The sequence below is a fragment of the Evansella sp. AB-P1 genome, from assembly GCF_029688925.1.
In the GTDB taxonomy this organism is placed as follows: Bacteria; Bacillota; Bacilli; order Bacillales; family Salisediminibacteriaceae; genus Evansella.
Genome location: NZ_JARUKY010000009.1, coordinates 123,346 through 141,860, shown reverse-complemented (window position 1 = coordinate 141,860; position 18,515 = coordinate 123,346). Strand labels below are relative to the sequence as shown.

General features: G+C 36.3%; 16 protein-coding genes and 2 tRNA genes. 12 read left to right on the top strand and 6 right to left on the bottom strand.

The window, feature by feature from the left end:
* The first annotated feature begins 106 nt into the window (after positions 1 to 106).
* Together QA612_RS11280 and QA612_RS11275 are read left to right on the top strand one after the other, a co-directional pair.
* Positions 107 to 182 (top strand) — tRNA-Lys (locus QA612_RS11280).
* A 23-nt stretch (positions 183 to 205) separates the two neighbouring features.
* Positions 206 to 281, top strand: a tRNA-Ala gene (locus QA612_RS11275).
* Between the two features lie 557 nt (positions 282 to 838).
* Here QA612_RS11275 and QA612_RS11270 read toward each other — a convergent pair.
* The gene (locus QA612_RS11270) at positions 839 to 1,012 is read right to left on the bottom strand and encodes an aspartyl-phosphate phosphatase Spo0E family protein (RefSeq protein ID WP_278283916.1); all 174 of its coding nucleotides are present in this window, start codon (positions 1,010 to 1,012) and stop codon (positions 839 to 841) included.
* A gap of 203 nt (positions 1,013 to 1,215) precedes the next feature.
* On the opposite strand from QA612_RS11270, the gene sigW reads away from it, so the two are divergent.
* The 9 genes from sigW (at position 1,216) to QA612_RS11225 (ending at position 10,938) form a co-directional block, all read left to right on the top strand.
* Positions 1,216 to 1,779, top strand: a complete 564-nt coding sequence (gene sigW / locus QA612_RS11265; RefSeq protein WP_278283915.1) for an RNA polymerase sigma factor SigW — start codon at positions 1,216 to 1,218, stop codon at positions 1,777 to 1,779.
* A 22-nt stretch (positions 1,780 to 1,801) separates the two neighbouring features.
* On the top strand, positions 1,802 to 2,437 hold the full coding sequence (locus QA612_RS11260) for a zf-HC2 domain-containing protein (protein ID WP_278283914.1): 636 nt from the start codon (positions 1,802 to 1,804) through the stop codon (positions 2,435 to 2,437).
* A gap of 166 nt (positions 2,438 to 2,603) precedes the next feature.
* Positions 2,604 to 3,440, top strand: a complete 837-nt coding sequence (cdaA, locus tag QA612_RS11255; protein WP_278283913.1) for a diadenylate cyclase CdaA — start codon at positions 2,604 to 2,606, stop codon at positions 3,438 to 3,440.
* Positions 3,433 to 4,746 (top strand): CdaR family protein, encoded by a 1,314-nt coding sequence (locus tag QA612_RS11250; RefSeq protein ID WP_278283912.1) that lies wholly within the window; start codon positions 3,433 to 3,435, stop codon positions 4,744 to 4,746. The genes cdaA and QA612_RS11250 overlap by 8 nt, the downstream gene beginning before the upstream one ends.
* A gap of 64 nt (positions 4,747 to 4,810) precedes the next feature.
* The gene (gene glmM, locus QA612_RS11245; RefSeq protein WP_278283911.1) at positions 4,811 to 6,172 is read left to right on the top strand and encodes a phosphoglucosamine mutase; all 1,362 of its coding nucleotides are present in this window, start codon (positions 4,811 to 4,813) and stop codon (positions 6,170 to 6,172) included.
* Between the two features lie 485 nt (positions 6,173 to 6,657).
* A complete protein-coding gene (gene glmS / locus QA612_RS11240; RefSeq protein WP_278283910.1) occupies positions 6,658 to 8,460 on the top strand; it encodes a glutamine--fructose-6-phosphate transaminase (isomerizing) in 1,803 nt (600 codons plus the stop codon).
* Positions 8,461 to 9,512: 1,052 nt separating this feature from the next.
* Entirely contained in the window at positions 9,513 to 9,920 is a 408-nt protein-coding gene (locus tag QA612_RS11235; RefSeq protein WP_278283909.1) for a hypothetical protein, read from the top strand.
* A 65-nt stretch (positions 9,921 to 9,985) separates the two neighbouring features.
* On the top strand, positions 9,986 to 10,393 hold the full coding sequence (locus tag QA612_RS11230) for a hypothetical protein (RefSeq protein WP_278283908.1): 408 nt from the start codon (positions 9,986 to 9,988) through the stop codon (positions 10,391 to 10,393).
* Positions 10,394 to 10,539: 146 nt separating this feature from the next.
* Positions 10,540 to 10,938, top strand: a complete 399-nt coding sequence (locus QA612_RS11225) for a hypothetical protein (RefSeq protein ID WP_278283907.1) — start codon at positions 10,540 to 10,542, stop codon at positions 10,936 to 10,938.
* A 321-nt stretch (positions 10,939 to 11,259) separates the two neighbouring features.
* On the opposite strand, the gene QA612_RS11220 is transcribed toward QA612_RS11225, so the two are convergent.
* On the bottom strand, positions 11,260 to 12,462 hold the full coding sequence (locus tag QA612_RS11220; RefSeq protein ID WP_278283906.1) for a hypothetical protein: 1,203 nt from the start codon (positions 12,460 to 12,462) through the stop codon (positions 11,260 to 11,262).
* A 216-nt stretch (positions 12,463 to 12,678) separates the two neighbouring features.
* Between QA612_RS11220 and QA612_RS11215 the strand changes: the two genes are divergently transcribed.
* Positions 12,679 to 13,518 carry an EAL domain-containing protein gene (locus QA612_RS11215; protein WP_278283905.1) on the top strand — a complete coding sequence of 280 codons (840 nt, stop codon included), beginning with the start codon at positions 12,679 to 12,681 and terminating at the stop codon, positions 13,516 to 13,518.
* 172 nt (positions 13,519 to 13,690) lie between these two features.
* On the opposite strand, the gene QA612_RS11210 is transcribed toward QA612_RS11215, so the two are convergent.
* From QA612_RS11210 to QA612_RS11195, 4 genes are all read right to left on the bottom strand, one after another.
* Complete coding sequence (locus tag QA612_RS11210; RefSeq protein WP_278283904.1) at positions 13,691 to 14,443, bottom strand: GNAT family N-acetyltransferase; 753 nt, start codon at positions 14,441 to 14,443, stop codon at positions 13,691 to 13,693.
* Positions 14,444 to 14,555: 112 nt separating this feature from the next.
* Entirely contained in the window at positions 14,556 to 16,130 is a 1,575-nt protein-coding gene (locus tag QA612_RS11205) for a Vga family ABC-F type ribosomal protection protein (RefSeq protein ID WP_278283903.1), read from the bottom strand.
* Between the two features lie 309 nt (positions 16,131 to 16,439).
* Positions 16,440 to 17,945, bottom strand: coding sequence for a tripartite tricarboxylate transporter permease (locus QA612_RS11200; protein ID WP_278283902.1), 1,506 nt, complete (start codon positions 17,943 to 17,945; stop codon positions 16,440 to 16,442).
* Between the two features lie 17 nt (positions 17,946 to 17,962).
* Positions 17,963 to 18,442, bottom strand: coding sequence for a tripartite tricarboxylate transporter TctB family protein (locus QA612_RS11195; protein ID WP_278283901.1), 480 nt, complete (start codon positions 18,440 to 18,442; stop codon positions 17,963 to 17,965).
* Positions 18,443 to 18,515: the final 73 nt, after the last annotated feature.

Below are 18,515 nucleotides of genomic sequence, written 5' to 3'. Positions count from 1 at the left end.
CCGGCGCATACACTACAAAGCAAAGCTAGTAGAGGGAGGAACAGGTAAGACAACAAAGGGAAACATCGTCCGTAAGCTTCGTGATAACCATCATTGAATTTTCTACGAGCCATTAGCTCAGTTGGTAGAGCATCTGACTTTTAATCAGAGGGTCGAAGGTTCGAGTCCTTCATGGCTCACCATTTATAATTTAATAAAAAAGATCGGGGCCTTAGCTCAGATGGGAGAGCGCCTGCTTTGCACGCAGGAGGTCAGCGGTTCGATCCCGCTAGGCTCCACCAATAATACTACTACTCCTTGGATGAAAAAGAAATCCAAGGTTTTTTTATAATGCAATTTATAGGTAAGGTAATTATAGAGGATGTTCAAAAAGTCCGGGAAAAATATCTGTCGAATCTCTGCGTTGGCTTGCTTTTCCGTTCCTCACGTATTAAAAGCAAACGCTGCGGTACTTAAAGCTACGCCGCCTTGATCTTTCGACGCACAGGACGTGCTAGTGTCGGCGTTGCAACAGGACGTTGCGACTTTAGCCGACTCGGCTATTTTTATCCTCCTTTTTGAACACGCACTTATACTAAATGTTTGGTTTAGGATGCTGTATGTAGACCAACGGGGAATTATATTCAATTACCACCATTTCTTCTTTTGCAGTCCTGGAATAATAAAAAAGAAAGCCCTATGTATAGCTTTCTTTTAAAAATGTATAGATGGATTAAAATTAACAGCAGTGGGATGGAATACAGGAAAAAAACTCTTTTACGAACGGACTTGTCCTAGTGTTCTAGCTTTTATTGTGATCGATATCTAAATGACATAATAGATGTTTTAGTAGTACAAATTACTTTTTTTGATAATACATATGCTGATACTCGTTAAGCAGTTGGTCTAGATGTGTACTAACTTCTACAACTTCATCAGATGTTCGATCCATTTTACAGGACAATTGATGCATTTTATCTCTAGCAAATTCAATCTCATTTAACAACTCTTTTTTAGAAATAGCTTTATTCATGAGAACCTCCTTTAAAAATAATTAAGTTCTCCCCTGTCTTAGTTATTATTTTACCCACTGCTTACAGTGGTGAAACGTGGATTTGTCCATAAATTTTAATGGAAATTTTGAAAACCAATGATAAAATAATAGTATTACTTGAAACCTTTTATAGGTTGTTTTCGTAAAGGAGATAACCGTAGAGAAGTGGAGGTTATACGGTTATGGATGTAACGGTCAAAAAAATCATAAGGGAAGTGAAAAAAGGTGATCAGCAAGCTTTTGCTGAGCTAGTTGAACTATACAAAGATAAGGTATATCAAATAGCTTATCGAATGCTAGGCAACGTTCATGAAGCACAAGACGTAGCCCAAGAAGCCTTTTTACGCGCTTATGTAAATATAGAATCATATGATATGAACCGGAAGTTTTCAACTTGGCTGTTTAGGATTGCAACAAACCTTGCAATTGATCGAATACGTAAGAAAAAGCCTGATTTTCATTTAGAAGACCAAGTAGCTGGGACAGAGGATCTTACGTACTATTCTCAAATAGCAGCAAATGAAGAACTTCCTGATGATCAAGTAGTACAATTAGAGATGAAAGCATGGATTCAAGAAGAAATAATGGAGTTACCGCCTAAATATCGATCAGCAATTATACTAAAATATATGCAGGACCTTTCTTTAAAGGAGATTAGTAACATATTAAATCTTCCTGTAGCTACGGTGAAAACGAGAATACATCGAGGTAGGGAAGCATTACGAAAACGACTTAGAAATTCATAATTTGGAGAAAGGAGGAACGGTAATGGCTTGTAGTGAAAAAAATGCAGAAGTAATGCATAAATACTTAGATGAAGAAATTACACTGCTTGAAAAGAAAAAATTTGAAAGTCATCTTGTTGAATGTGAAGCGTGTGAACAGCATTTAAGGGAGCTTCGTAAAACAGTTGCCATTATTCAAAGTGCCTCCCATATAGAAGCCCCTAAAGATTTTACTGCTAATGTGATGGGGAATCTTCCAAAGCAGTCAAATAACCAAAAATGGAAAACATGGATTAGAAAACACCCTTACATCATAACAGCAGCTGTATTTTTTCTCGTTTTTATCATAAGCTTAAATTCCATTTGGACTGATGGAGGTAAAGAGATCGTTGTAAAGGGAGATGGGCATTTTATTGTTGATGAAGAACGAAGGGTTGTCGTCATACCAGAAGGTCATACTATTTCAGGGGATCTAATTGTACGAAATGGTAACATTGAGGTCGAAGGGGAAGTATTAGGAAATATTACTGTTATAAATGGAGAGCAGTATTTAGCCTCAGCAGGGCAAGTAACTGGGGAAATAAAAGAAATTAATATGATTTTTGAATGGTTATGGTATCACACCAAATCGTTTTTCTCTGATGTTATTAACCTTTTCGGAAACGCTAATAATAAATAAGGAAGGATGTCTCGATGAGGAACACCTGTTGAGACATCCTTTCGTGTACATAGGATGATAGGAAAGAATCTTTAACATTATTTATGTTATAATGTTAAAGTTACCAGTTGTGTAACATACTCATAATAGGTGTTAAGATTACCTAATTCCATTTGGGGGATATGAAATGTTTGAAAATATTACACTCCTTGAAGATATTACAATACTTCGACTTTTTATTGTTGTCATTGACATATTACTAGTGGCGTATGTAATTTATAAATTAATTTTAGTTATTCGTGGAACTCGTGCTGTACAGTTAGTTAAAGGTATCACAGTGATCTTAGGTGTTTGGTATCTAAGTAGGCTATTTGGATTAATAACGCTAGAATGGGTCATGCAACAAGCTGTTATTTATGGACCTTTAGCTATTATTATTATTTTCCAACCAGAATTGAGAAGAGCTCTTGAGCAGCTTGGACGAGGGCGATTATTCTCAAAAGGGTCTATAGCAGAAGAGGAAGATCTGAAAGCTTCAATTGAACATATTATAAAATCAGCAAATTATATGGGTAAACGACGTATTGGTGCACTCATATCATTAGAACGGGAAACTGGCATGACAGATTACATAGAAACAGGGATTTCTATGAATGCAAAGCTTACCTCTGAGCTTTTAATAAATGTCTTTATTCCTAATACACCACTACATGATGGGGCAGTAATTATTAAAAACAATGAAATAATGGCTGCAGGATGCTACTTACCATTGTCTGAAAACCCATTTATATCGAAAGAATTAGGAACGAGACACCGAGCTGCATTAGGCGTTAGTGAAGTTACAGATTCTATCACGTTAGTTGTTTCAGAGGAAACTGGTGGTATATCACTTACAAAAAACGGGGAGATTCACCGAAATTTAGAAGAAGATGCCCTTCGAAAATTACTAGAAGATGAGCTTTTAAATAATGACCCAGTTAATACAACTTCTCGCTGGCAGTGGGGAGGGAAGAAAAATGGATAAGTGGTTTCAGAACCCGTGGGCAATTAAAGGTGTTTCTTTACTTATTGCCATTATGCTCTTTTTAATTGTAAATCTTGAAAGTGGAACCCAGCCAACAGGGTTACCAATTACGAACAATTCAAAGGTTTTAGGAGATGTAGATTTACATGTTTATTATGATGAGGAGAGTCATGTCATAACAGTTGCTCCTGAGACGGTAGAAGTTACCTTAAGAGGACCACAAAATGTATTAACGTTACTCTCACTGAGGTCAGATTATGAGGTTTATATAGATGTGAGAGACAGGGAGCCTGGAGAGTATTATGTAGATGTACAGCATAGAAATTTTCCAAACGGTCTTACTGTGAATGTTCGACCAAGTACAGTGAGGGTTAACATTCAAGAAAGGCAGACAGTTTCCTTCCCAGTTCATATAGAATTGCTTAATGAAGGGGACATAGAACCTGGATATACAATTGGAAATCCTACAGCAAATCCATCAAATGTTGAAATTACTGCTGGAACAGGTGTGATTGATCAAATCGCAGCAGTTCGAGCATATGTGGATGTTGTTGGAAGAGATGCTACTTTTGAGGAAGCAGCTAGGGTTGTTGTTCTAGATCAAAACGGTAATGAATTAAATATAAACACGACACCTCCAGCCGTAGATGTTACTGTTCCTATTACAAGTCCAAATAAGGAAGTACCTTTAAGAATTGGGAGGGAAGGGACTCTTCCAGAAGGGTTTGCTATTGAATCTATTACAGCAGAACCAAGCTCAGTAACCATTTATGGTCCAATAGATGTGATTAATGATATTTCATTTATTGAATTAATGGATGTAGACTTAAGTGATGTAACGGAAGATACAGAATTAGAAGTTACTGTACCAGTTCCAAATAATGTAGAAAGAGTGTCTCCTGAAAACGTAACAATAAGAATTGATATTTCGGAAGAGGATACACGAGTGTTTTCAGACTTTATCATTGATGTTATCGGTTTAGAGGACGGATTAGATTATCAGTTCATCTCTCCTGAGGATGGAACATTAAACCTAAATCTAATGGGTAGTTCAAATGTAATCGGCCGCTTAGAACGTAGTGATCTTCATTTATATATTGATATAAGTGATCTTTCAGAAGGGGAACATGATGTTCCAATACAGTTTAATAGTCCACAGAATGTTCGGATGGATGCAGGGCGTTCTCATGTTCAACTTGTTATTTTTAGTAATGACGAAGAAGTTGATAATGACATAGTTGAAAATGAAGAAAGCAATGAAATAGAACAGGAACAATTAAATGAACAGAATGAAGATACCTCGTAATTAGAAAAAGATAGAAAGTCTTATCATTCGAATATGACATGAAAAATCTTAAGGAGAGATTTATATGGGAAAGTTTTTCGGAACTGATGGAGTGAGAGGGGTAGCAAACAAAGAGTTAACACCAGAGCTTGCTTTTAAATTAGGGAGATTCGGTGGCTATGTACTAACAAAGGAAAGGAATAAACCAAAAATTTTAATTGGAAGAGATACACGTATTTCTGGTCATATGCTTGAGGGGGCACTTGTTGCAGGACTTTTATCTATTGGGGCTGAGGTCATGCGCTTAGGAGTTATTTCAACTCCAGGGGTTGCCTTCTTAACTAAGGCATTAAGCGCTGATGCAGGTGTGATGATATCAGCTTCTCATAATCCAGTAGGTGATAATGGAATTAAGTTTTTTGGGTCAGATGGTTTTAAACTCCTGGATAGTCAAGAGGAGGAAATAGAAAAGCTCCTACATTTAGAAGATAATATGGAGGATGACCTACCTAGGCCTGTAGGTGGAGATATTGGGCAGGTTAATGACTACTTCGAGGGTGGACAGAAATACTTACAATTTTTAAAACAGACGATCTCAGAGGACTTTACAGGCTTACATATTGCCTTGGATTGTGCTCATGGATCCGCATCTCCTTTAGCAGCTCATTTATTCGCTGATTTAGAAGCTGACCAGATTTCAACGATTGGTTCATCTCCAAATGGTGTAAATATAAATGACGGTGTTGGATCAACTCATCCAGATACACTATCTTCTTTAGTCGTAGAAAAAGGTGCTGATATTGGCCTTGCCTTTGATGGGGATGCAGACCGATTAATTGCCGTTGACGAAAAAGGAAAGGTAATCGACGGAGACCAAATCATGTATATTTGCGCAAAATACATGAAGGAACAAGGTCGCCTGAAGCATAGTACTGTCGTTACGACTATTATGAGTAATCTTGGTTTATACAAATCTCTTAAAGACATAGATGTAGAAGCGAGGCAAACTTCAGTTGGTGATAGATATGTGATGGAGGAAATGAGAAAAGGTGGCTATAATCTTGGTGGTGAACAATCCGGCCATATTATTTTCCTTGATTACTCCACTACTGGTGATGGATTATTAACGGGTCTTCAGCTTTGTGCTATCTTAAAAGCAACTGGTAGGCCTTTATCAGAGTTAGCTGCTGAAATGCCTAAGTATCCTCAGAAGCTTGTTAATGTTCGTGTAGGTGATAAACACGCATTAACGAATAATGAGGTTATTGCCGCAGAAATTGATGAAGTGGAAGCAGAAATGCAAGGAGAAGGAAGGATTTTAGTTCGCCCTTCAGGGACAGAACCACTTGTCCGAGTAATGGCTGAGGCACCGACCGAAGAAATGTGTGATAAGTATGTCCAAAAGATTGTTGATGTAGTAAAAAGGGAGCTAGGCTCTATAGAATAGAATGAAAATGCATGAATAGCACATCAAATGCTATTCATGCATATTTTATTTTTATAAAGATAAAATTTAGATAAGAGATAATTACTTATAAGGGAGGTGGTCATAGGAGAATATTAGACGAAAATTGGATGTAAATTGTAAAATTTTGATTGACCAATTTTCTCGTAGTGTAGTATGATGAAAAAGATTCAAAAAAAAGGAAGGAGGATAGACAAAGGGAAGAAGTAATGAAAGCGCCTGAACTATCTTTGGTCGGAAACAAAAGATAGTTGACGAGGAGGAGGATTATCGAAGGTTTCGGCGGATACCTCCCGGTCGTATCATCACGATCGTAAGCAATTACCTAAAACGAGAAGGTGACTTTTCGAACAAAAGTAATTGCCATGGTGATAGTAGATGACACCGAAGAAATAATACAGAATATAAGAGTGGGGCGAGAATGCCCCAAAGGCTTTTTCGCCCCACTGAGGGAGGAAATTATATATATGTGCGGAATTGTTGGATATGTAGGAACAGAGGATGCTAAAGAAATTTTATTAAAAGGATTAGAAAAACTTGAATATAGAGGCTATGATTCAGCTGGTTTAGCCATTGTAAACGAAGAAGGGGTTCACGTATATAAAGAAAAAGGTAGAATTGCCACCCTTCGTAGTGTTGTTGACCAAAATGAAGAAGGGGTTATTGGGATTGGTCACACACGCTGGGCAACACATGGTGTACCTAGTCAAATAAATGCTCATCCCCATCAAAGTGCTTCGAAGCGCTACACGATCGTTCATAATGGAGTAATCGAAAATTATGCTCAGCTTACTCGTGAGTATCTTCAAGCCGTAAATTTAGCTAGTGATACAGATACAGAAATTATCGTTCAGTTAGTAGAACGCTTTTCAAGCGAAGGACTATCTACAGAAGAGGCTTTCAGTAAAACATTAGACTTGTTGAAGGGTTCTTATGCTACGGCATTATTAGACAGTGAAAGTCCAGATACAATCTATGTTGGTAAAAATAAAAGTCCCCTTCTTGTAGGATTAAGCGATGGGGTAAACGTTGTAGCCAGTGATGCTATGGCAATGCTTCAGGTGACGAATGAATTTGTGGAACTAATGGATAAAGAAATTGTCGTTGTTACGAGAAAAGGAGCCACAATTAAAACGTTACAAGGGGACGTTGTATCTAGAGATTCTTATATTGCTGAATTAGATGAAAGCGATATTGAAAAGGGAACATATCCTCACTACATGTTAAAGGAAATTGATGAGCAGCCGTACGTCATCCGAAATATTATTTCAAAATATAAGGATGAAAATGAAAACATCAAGCTTGATGAAGATATTCGCCAAGCGATGCTTGATGCTGATCGTATTTATATTATTGCAGCAGGAACGAGTTACCACGCTGGTTTAGTTGGAAAACAATTGATTGAACGTATTGCCAATAAACCTGTGGAAACACACATTGCTAGCGAATTTTTATACAACATGCCTTTATTAAGTAAAAAACCACTCTTTATTTTCATTTCTCAAAGCGGAGAAACAGCAGATAGCCGAGGTGTACTTGTAAGTGTGAAGAAAATGGGGCACAAGGCGTTAACGATTACGAACGTGCCAGGATCAACATTATCCCGAGAAGCGGATTACACTTTACACACGTATGCAGGACCAGAAATCGCTGTTGCTTCAACAAAAGCCTATACAGCTCAAATGGCTGTATTAGCTATTCTTGCTGTTGATACAGCAAAAGCAGCAGGAATTGATATGTCCTTTGATCCACTGCAGGAGCTTGCTATCGTTGCTAGTGCTATGGAAACATTGACAGATAAAAAAGAAGTGTTAGAAAAAATCGCAAGAGAATACCTAAGCGTTACACGAAACTGCTTCTTCATTGGCCGTGCAATTGATTACTACGTTTGCCTTGAAGGCGCATTAAAGCTAAAGGAAATCTCTTATATTCAAGCAGAAGGATTTGCTGGTGGAGAATTAAAACACGGTACCATTGCGTTAATTGAGGATGGGACACCTGTTATTGGGTTAGCAACTCAAGAGCACGTAAACTTAAGCATTCGTGGAAACATGAAGGAAGTCGTTGCTCGCGGTGCATCCCCATGCATGATTAGTATGGAAGGTTTCGAAGATGAGGACGATCAACTAGTGGTCCCACATGTTCACGATTATTTAACACCATTAGTAACAGTGATTCCACTCCAGCTAATTGCCTACTACGCAGCACTTCACAGAGACTGTGACGTAGATAAACCAAGAAATTTAGCCAAGAGCGTGACGGTGGAATAGTAAAAAGGTCCGTGAAAAAGTGTGTGTTGAGGACAAAAAAAGTTGGAACTAAACAGAGTAATTATACTATGTACGGGAGAGAGATAGTTTAAAAAACTTGAAAAGAGTTATCCAGTTGGATAGCTCTTTTTGTTTGAAATAAGGCTTATTTATAGTTTCTTCCTGGAGATGTATAAACAACTATCTCCCTGCTAAATTCTCTTTCCCCACGCTAAAAAGTCGGTACCTACTGCTAAATTGTTGGTATTACGGAGGGAAGAACGGGGGAGAAAGAACAAAGAGACAATCACGTTATTTCAATCGTTAAATCAATCAAAACTCTGGCTGGATCCAATACGGGTCCAGTCTTTTTTCTTTTATCCAATATATCTTCAACCCCTTGTCCAATAAGCGTTTCAGTGTTATTTCAACTCATAGAACCGTAGGATATTCAACCTCTATTCCGTGTGTTTGCTAACTGCAATACCATCCTAGTATAGCTGCATTTCCTTTCTTTTCTCCTGATTCTTCTCTCCATTATCGGTACCAACTTAATAACATTGTCCGAATATTCTATACAATCCAGAACAGAAAAAAGAGGGATAATGGAGAAAAAAAAGCCTTTTGAGGGAAGAACTTTTTAGCATAATGGAATGAAGAAAAAAGGCGAGATAAGAGGGGTGGGGCTTAGAGTGGCAAGGGTTTGAGGGGAGTGAGGAGGGGGAGGGGACGAGAACCGACTTTTTAGCAGGGGCATATGAAGTTATCTATAAATCCTGAAACTAACCGTACTTTTTTATCAACAGTATCCTGATCGTCATTAGTATTATTGGCAGCCAAAATTAATGGGTACTGCAGTGTAAAATTATTATAGGAGCTATGTAGGCTAAAATTTGTAAAGTTCATTCAAAAAAATTCGATATTTCGGAAACTATTTTTCAAAATAAACCGTCTTTAGATTAATAGCATTCTTCAAGAGTTTTATTTAAATATGCTGTCTGGTATTGAAACAAGGAGGTGTTTAAAACTAACTTATAAGGTCTGTTTTATTAACATATTTCAGTTTATTTTAATTGTACCAGTTACAAACTATTATTTTTCTAATTGGTTTAATAGGAGAAATATTTTCTACAACAACTATAAAAGCTCATGATGATGCTTATATCTCCAACTCAAATTGTTATTCTACTTACTTTTTTTACGGAGGTTGGAACCCTGATTCAAATGGTAATGTAAACATAAATTATGCTTATGACCAACGTGGACAATATGGATATAGTAATCGAATACTCCTTGGAGGAAACGTATGGAGAGATAGCTTTAGCTTTTTTAACTTTTCTTGGGTAAGTCCACATAATGCAAATGCTATGTGGGTTAGCGATGATTATGGAGATGTTGGATGGGTTGGTAGAGCATACTATACTAGTCACCCGAAGGAATTATATTTGAACGAATGGTATCATAAAAATTGGTCTAGTTAGAATTTAAATATAGTGATGTTATTTTCTATAAGACTGAAATACAAATTGATTCTATTTATCGTGATGTGAATAAAGAACTTGAAGGTATAAGTAAACTAACATTATTGCAAATTGATCTAGGAGATCATGATCCACTAATTAATAATAAACCTGCATTATTATTCCTTGTAAAATATGAGGGTCCAGTTATCGATGATGCCTATCGACTTGTAGGATTGGGACAAGGTCATTTTGAAATTCAAGGGAACGAATTTACAGCTAAATTAGATAAGTCACATTCTGTCAATATGCATAGAACGTTTGATGAAACGAATATTGATAAATTATTAAAATCAAATCCTTATATTGCTAAATTTTCAGAGACTCAACCAATGTCTGAAGAAGAAATAGATAAACTAAATAAACGAGAAAAGGAAATGGAAAAACTAAATAAACTTGAAATGGAAAAGGATAAGAATAATAGTGATAACTAATCAGAAATCATTTCTGTTTGAAGAGTTGATTTCTAAGATAACCATTTTAAAGAAATTTTCCCCTTGTAGCATACGATGTTATATTCTCTAACATGATGTTTAATTTAAAATTCACCTTAAATAAGCGTGTATTTGAAGGGAGAGTGTTGACCATTAAAAAATCATTTATTGCATTTTTACTTGTAATCTTACCTTTGATTTTTCTTTTGGGTTGCGGTGTAGCCGATGGCGGAAAAGTGACTGCAAGAGATGTACTAAATCGAAATTCTGATGCAGATGTTTTTCAATATAATGGGATGATGTACAATAATGTGACAGAACTTGAATGGTTCCAAGAGAGAAAGGAGGAGTATACAAAGCATGGTCTAATCGGAGAAATAAAGAACCAATCCACAAACTGGTTATTTTTTAGAGATTATACAGCTACTAAACTACCAGTTGGAACAAAAATTTACTTCACTAGTGAAAATGAAATAGATGTAGGTATTTTGAGTGTAGAACTAGAAGGTGAAACATTGTATTATATGCAATTACTTCAAGGATAATTTTATTCACCTTTCCACTAATAAAATTACCAAACATCAATAAATCCCATTATGTGTAGAGACATCGAGGATAAAGGTTCAACCCTAGAAGATCGATCCCACAGCAACACACCCAACGAGAATTGAGGCCAACCGGGACGGTTCCCATTGGCCCGTTTCTCGAAAGAAGAGTGTATATTGATTTTTTTATCGTCTTCACACTCTTCTTATATTACGTTTGTGAAGAAATTTATCTACCTTGTACAAAATGGCAAGTTGGAACCGTCCAACCGTCCCCATTCGTCCCGGGAAAAAATTATTACTATGAGCTGTACGATCGTTTCATATACTTTTTAAAATGGAAGCACCCAATTTTACGAATTTTAGTTCTTCTTCACTACCTGTAACAAGGAACCCTACGCTATCTCCCTCAGAAGCTTTTTCGATGAATTGGCCGTATTTATCAATTTTTTTTATAGTAGATTTTACAGAGATGCCAGGTGCTGAAATTTCGAGATCATCTCCTACATGAAAGGCTCCTCTCTCCACATCTGCTAGGAGTATCGTTCCCATATTTGTAATATGAAGAAGATCTGAGCTAATGGCAAAATTACTGTATCCATCCTCTAAGTGGACAGGCGCCAAAGCATCAACAAAATCCATTTCTTCATGAATGATGCTTAACATATAGTCTCTAAATGGTTGGTTACCAGCGTGCTGCTCAAGGCAAACATCTTTACGTATTTGTAGAAGCTTTAACAATGGCTTTTTATATGCTCCTAAAATATCCTTATAATCTATCTCCAAGTGATTCTCTTTCGATAAGGAAAGATAGAAAGAAAAGTTAGCATAATCATCCTTTGTGATAATACTATGGTCTAACTGTTTAAAATACGTCTTCCAATATTTTTTCCCAATCTCAATGTCTTTTATCTCGGTATCTCTCCAATAAAGACAGGCAATTTTAGCGTTACATACATTGCTACCGCTTCTCACCCCAGCTTCATAGTATTCTAAAGCTTTCTTTATGTTTGGATCACCACCATCGCCGTATTCATAGATTCGTCCTAAATATATGTAGGAAGGGAGAACGCCGAGCTCACTAGATTGTTTAAATAGATTTTCTGCCTCTCTATAATCTTGCACCGTGCTTCCTCGACCGTAATAATAGTTACACGCTTCATCAAATAACTCGAATGCCCTTTTAGGAATATCATTTTGCATGGAACTTGTATGTGAAATTGGCAACGGGCTACTTTTCACTTTTTGGATGCATTCAATTGCTTCATACGGCTCCACTTTTAAAAAACCAAGGTCATCCTGTTGAACGCTATAGGATTCTAGTAAATTACGATAAATTTCTTTTTCAAGAATCTCACAATTTCTTTCAACATAATCTCGATAGACTAAAGTGGAGTTGGTTGCTACATTCGGTTCTTTCGTCAATTCATCTAGTATAGAAGCGGGGTCTTGTTTACACGTCCCTATTTTTACATTTCCCTCTATAGAAGGGTTTATTAGTACGTACAAATAACCGTCATCCATTAATTAAATCCTCCCATTTCAGTAAGGACAATTTCGCCTTCCCCTTACTTTGACTGTTCTTTTTATGGTAACAAAAAAGAGTAGGGTATTGAAAGGGAGAAGGTGATAATCGATTACAAAATATTTACAAAATATTTATCAATAGTTAACAAAGTGCTGATAGTATATATAGGACATACATTAACAAATATCTACAGGGGATGTGTAAATTATTCCATGAATAAAAGTATAAAGATGAAAGCTGGATTTTCTGATGTGCTTTCCTACATTCTATATTGTAGGAAAAGGAAAAATAACGACTTTAATAGACTATTAAAATTTATTGAATTAAAAAATATTATGAGGGAAAATAAATTAAAAACCTTTTTTCAACCTATCTATCAACTTCAAGAAGATGAACCAATTGGTTATGAAGCTTTAAATCGCCCCCCTATGTCTAAGTGGTTTCCCACTACTGAAAATTTTTATGAGTTTATTGGTCAGACTAATCAAGTATTTCATCTAGATCTATTATGTAGAAATCTCTCCATTGCCAAATTTTATGAAAGTACGTCTGATCAGAAAGAACATAGAAGTAGATTATTATTCTTAAACATCCATCCTCAGGTATTAATGGATTCAGACTACAAAAGTGGGGAAACAATGAAGCTACTGAAACAATTAAACATTCATCCGAGTCAAATAATCTTTGAAATAACTGAAAAACAAGCTGTTTCCGATTATGTAATGTTTGAAAGGGTCCTGTCCAATTATCGTTCCCAAGGGTTTCGTATCGCGGTAGACGATGCAGGAAGCGGTTTTAACAGCTTAAAGTCAATCGTACATATTAAGCCAGAATTTATTAAATTGGATCGTTCACTAATAGATAATATTAGTAAAAAAGAAAGTCTTCAAAAGATGACTAGCTTATTATTAGAATTCGCTAATGAATCAGGAACAAAAGTAATAGCAGAGGGGATTGAGCAAGTTGATGATCTGAATTATATACGAGAAATTGGAGTCCACTTTGGTCAAGGTTATGCTCTTGGTAGACCGACAGAGAATATTGCGATTTAATAGCCAAAGGGAAATAATAATAACGTAGTCAAATTATTGCATTTGCAGATAAGGTTTCCTTTGCATGGAGATGGAAAAGTGCATGAGCACATATTTCCATCTTGGTTGCAATCGTTACCTACTACTACGTTTATCATTATAAATATTTATAAAAGGAGAAAGGAATGCCTTTTTAATAAGTTTTTAATGCTTCATATTGATAGCCCATGTATTGATAGTTTTGCTTCCGATACATCTCCTTTGGTGTGTCTTCCCCATCAGCAATTAAAATTACCCTTTTGTCAGGAAAGGTATCCATTACAGCTTTCTGTAGCTGGCTACCTATTCCTTTTTTCTGATACGGCTGGTCAACATGGAGATTGTCTATTTCCACTATCCCGTCGGAAATTATAATGTGCACATAGCCTACTGAAATGCCTTCATAATTGGCTACAAGCTGTAAATGTTTTGAGTCGTGAAATTGCTCCTTTAGAAGTTCTCCTTTTTCAATAGCATACTGCTTACCATATTCCGAGTCATGTTTGTAGTTTAAATCTAGAAATGCCTGTAGATTTCTGTTCGTTACCACTTGGATATCAATTTTTCCGTTAGAATCTACATAAGGGAACTGACTAGGCAAAATGGTATATAGTTCATTAAAGCCGATATCGTATGGAGAGTTGGCAAGGTAGTTTTTTAGTTCCTCCGATAGTTTTTCATTTTCAGGAAAATGAAACTTTAAGTGATTTTGTTTATATTTTTGGTGATACGATTTCAAATAGTTCTCTTTTTCTTTAAACTCTAATAAGGAAGGCATCCTCTTAAACTCTAAATAATTGCTATCGTACATAATGAGCATTTTTTGAAAGTGAAACTGCCTATATAGTTCTGTTTCTTCAACAATATTTCCTAGTTTGTTAATGTCATGAAATGAGATCGTATCCATTATTGATCATCCTTCTATTTTAAATTTTATTGTGTTGCCTCTCGCCAAGGGAGTACTTTTACTCTACCTCGATGGAGAAGGCAACACATTGATTATCGCTTTAAACAGGACGTTACAGTTTTTTTAGCCTCCGTTTTTCTGATAATAGCTTTTGGAATTCAGCTTCTAGTTCAGCAGTTGGTTCAATACTGAGACGACTTAAAACGTCTGCAATTTTCGTCTCTAGAACAGCCAGTTTTTCCACCGAAAGATCACGTTCCTGAGCAGGTTCGTAAGCGTGATATTGCTGCAAGGTGCCATCAAATAATTCTATTTTCTGATGTTTAATGGCTAGAATTCGGGTAGCTATATTCTCTACAAATCGCCGATCATGAGAGACGAATAGTACGGTTCCCTCATATTCCTGTAAAAGTCCCTCTAGAGCTTCCACAGCTTCAATGTCTAGGTAGTTCGTTGGTTCGTCTAAAACTAACGTGTTACTATTACTAACAAATAGTTTAGCTAAAGCTACCTTTACACGTTCACCACCACTAAGTACGTCAACTTTTTTATACACGTCGTCTCTCTTAAAGTGAAGTCTAGCAAGGACGGTACGAATGAACGTTTCGTCCTGAATAGAGGTAGTCTGAACATTTTCCAATATGGAACTGTTCGTATTCAATATACTAAGATTTTGACTAAAATATCCGATTTTCATTGAAGGTGAAAGGGATAGACTTTCAGATTTGTTCATTATCATTTTCACTAATGTTGTTTTGCCACTACCATTTGGTCCAATAATGGCAAGCTTTTCTCCGCCAAGAATATGGAAGGATACAGGATCCCAAAGCTTCCGACTTCCAGCCATTCCAGTAGCTTCTACTGCACGTAAAAGAATTCGCCCCTTAACATCCTCCTCATTTGGAAGGGTCATCTTAATTCCCTTCGTTTCAAAGGGCTTTTCAACCTTCTCTAGCTTTTCCAATCTCGTTTCGATTGCTTTTGCATTTTGCTGCAGTTTTTTCTGCTTTTTAGCAAAATAGGGTTTAGATCCAGTTATTTTTGCCTCCGATGAGCTCAAACTTTTCGGTTTTTTCGTTGCTTTATCTGCTTTATTTGATTTTCTATCTATGGCTTCTTCTAATTGTTTTTTCTTCCTTTGATATTTTTCATAAGCCATTTCGTGTTGTTGCTTCTCTAGCTCTTTTTTGGTGGAAAAATCGGAGTAGTTTCCTTTGTGTACGGTAAGCTTTCCAGCCGCACTGATCTCCCAAATAGTTGTGCAAAGGGCATCTAAAAAAGCCCGATCATGAGAGACAATCACGAGAGCTCCTTGCCAATTTGCAAGTTTTTTTTCTACCCATTCAATATGATTTGTATCTAGGTTTGTGGTAGGCTCATCAGCAAATAAAATGGCAGGATCCTTACTTAGTGCTGCAGTAATATATTCCTGTGTTATCTCTCCACCACTTTTTGTTGTATCTGATCTCTTCAGCTGAGGTAAAATGTCGTATGTTCCTTCCATGTTAACGGAACCTTCGCTTGGGGTAATTCTTTTTGCAAGTATATTCATCAGTGTGGTTTTTCCCGTTCCATTTTTTCCAACAAGACCTATACGGTCCTTTGAAAAAATTTGAAGCTTGGGTATATCCAAAAGTAATCGATCTATGACATAGTGTTTAATATTCGTAGCATCCATTAACAACATCGTATCATCTCCTTTTCTGGAGACATAAAAATGCCCCCATCTAGAAATTAGAATAGGAGGCATAGGTACGCCAAAAAAGAGACGAACTCTGTTTCGGTTTAACTATAGAAATATAATCCTATTCTAAAAACGTTCATTGAAGGCACTCCTAATAAAGCAGCACCACGGCTGCGAAAAACACCTTCAATTGATAGCTTTTGAAAAATAGGATTAGTACTTCATTGTCGTAAAAGTCACCCTTTCATACATGTTACTGCCATTTTATGCTAGCTTCCACACATTGTCAATTGTCGTCTTAAAGAGAGTCTATCAAATATTAATATTTGGAGGAGTTGTTTTCCTTTTTTTTCTTACATCTTTCACTTCTCTTACGGTTGTTACGATTAATATTACAATTGCAGCTGTTATTAAGATTACGGCCACTGGACTGTATAAAATTTCAATAGGGTTAGAAGCAGCCATGAAAGCTCTTCTTAAATATATTTCAAACATCGGTCCCAATACAAAGCCTAAAATAAGTGGGGCTATAGGGTAATTATTTTTTATTAAAATAAAACCTACAACTCCAAAGATGAGCATGATCCATACATCGAAAATACGATGGTTCATTGCAAAAGCACCAACCACAGTCATGGTCAACAATATAGGATATAGGAAATGTTGAGGTATAGTAAGGATTTTAGGAAATAGACGCATTCCTAAAAATTGTAGAATAAATACAATAATAATAGACAAAAAGAACCCTATGAACACAACATTTACTATTCCTGCGTTATTTGTAAACAACAATGGTCCTGGCTGAATACCGTGGATCATAAATCCACCCAAAAGAATGGCTGTTACACTATCCCCTGGTATTCCAAGAGTCATCATAGGTACTAGAGCACCACCAACACTTGCATTATTGGCTGATTCAGAAGCATAAATTCCTTCTGGAGCTCCTTTTCCAAACTTCTCTGGATTTTTAGAGGCTTGTTTTGCTTGAGCATAAGCAATTAGGTTTGATGCGCCACTCCCCATTCCTGGAAGCATTCCTAGAGCAACACCAATGGAGGAGGAACGAAGTAAGTTTATTGTGTTATTTAGTAACTCCTTAATGGAGACAGCAAAGCCTTTTACTTTAAGATTGATTTCTTTACTTATTTCCCCCTTCTGAATTTCCATATGAATTTGGGTGATTGCAAACAATCCCATGATAAGTGGCAGTAGGTCAATTCCTGCAGTTAATTGTAATTGTCCGAAAGTATATCTTGCAGTACCGTCAATAGGGGCAAAACCAATTAGTGCTAAGGACATCCCAATAATTCCAGATGTAATCCCTTTAATCATGTTGCCAGAAGATAATACTGCAATCAATGTTAATGCTAAGAAAATCAATGCAACATACTCAGAGGGTCCCATTTTTACGGCAATTCTTGCGATAAAGGGAGAAATAGTTATCAAAATAATGAAACTAAAAATACCACCTATAAGTGATGCAACTATTCCAATCCCCATTGCTCGGACAGGTTCTCCATTCTTTGACATTGGATATGCATCAAACGTCGTTGCAATGGAAGAGGGAGTTCCAGGTATACCGAGAAGAGTTGCCGCAACTAGTCCACCTGATATTCCCCCAACATAAACACCAACAAGCAACAAGATACCAGCAACAGGTCCTAAACCAAATGTAACGGGAAGTAACAAGGCGACTCCCATCGTAGCAGTTAATCCCGGAATCGAACCAAAGATAATACCTATCCCAATACCGCCTAAGAGTAAAAGAAAAGAGATGGGACTAAAAACATCTAGAAAGCTACTAATTAATATATCCATGTGAATACCTCCCGTCTCTAGAAAAATACTCCCACTGGAAGTTGAATTTTTAATTGAATTTTAAATATATAGTAGATAAATCCTGTACAAAGGATAGATGTTAAAATAGAAATGATAATAAATTTCCTCTCTCTTTTTTTAGCTAAGAAGAGGATACTACCACCTAAAAAAATAATAGTGCTAAGTATAAAACCAAGAGTTTTAAAAGACCAAACATAAAACACTAAAAACAAAAATAACCCAACCATTTTAGTTGTATTTTTTCTATATTGCTCTTTTGATTGCTGTGTTTTACTTTCCTTTTTATTCTCAGCTATTCGTGGCCAAAATAGTAAACCTAAGGAACAGATTATTAAAGATATAGAATAGATTACAGGCATCAAAACAGGCCCTGGATCCCTATTAAAATGAGGATGTTCTAAAGTTAATGCTTGATAAAGCATGATAACAGCTATCATAATCAATACTATTCCTATGTTTCTATCAGCTTTAGTCATTTTTCCCCCTCCTTATCATCAATGAAATGGAGCAATGGACGATATTATTTAATTACTATACTGATGATATATG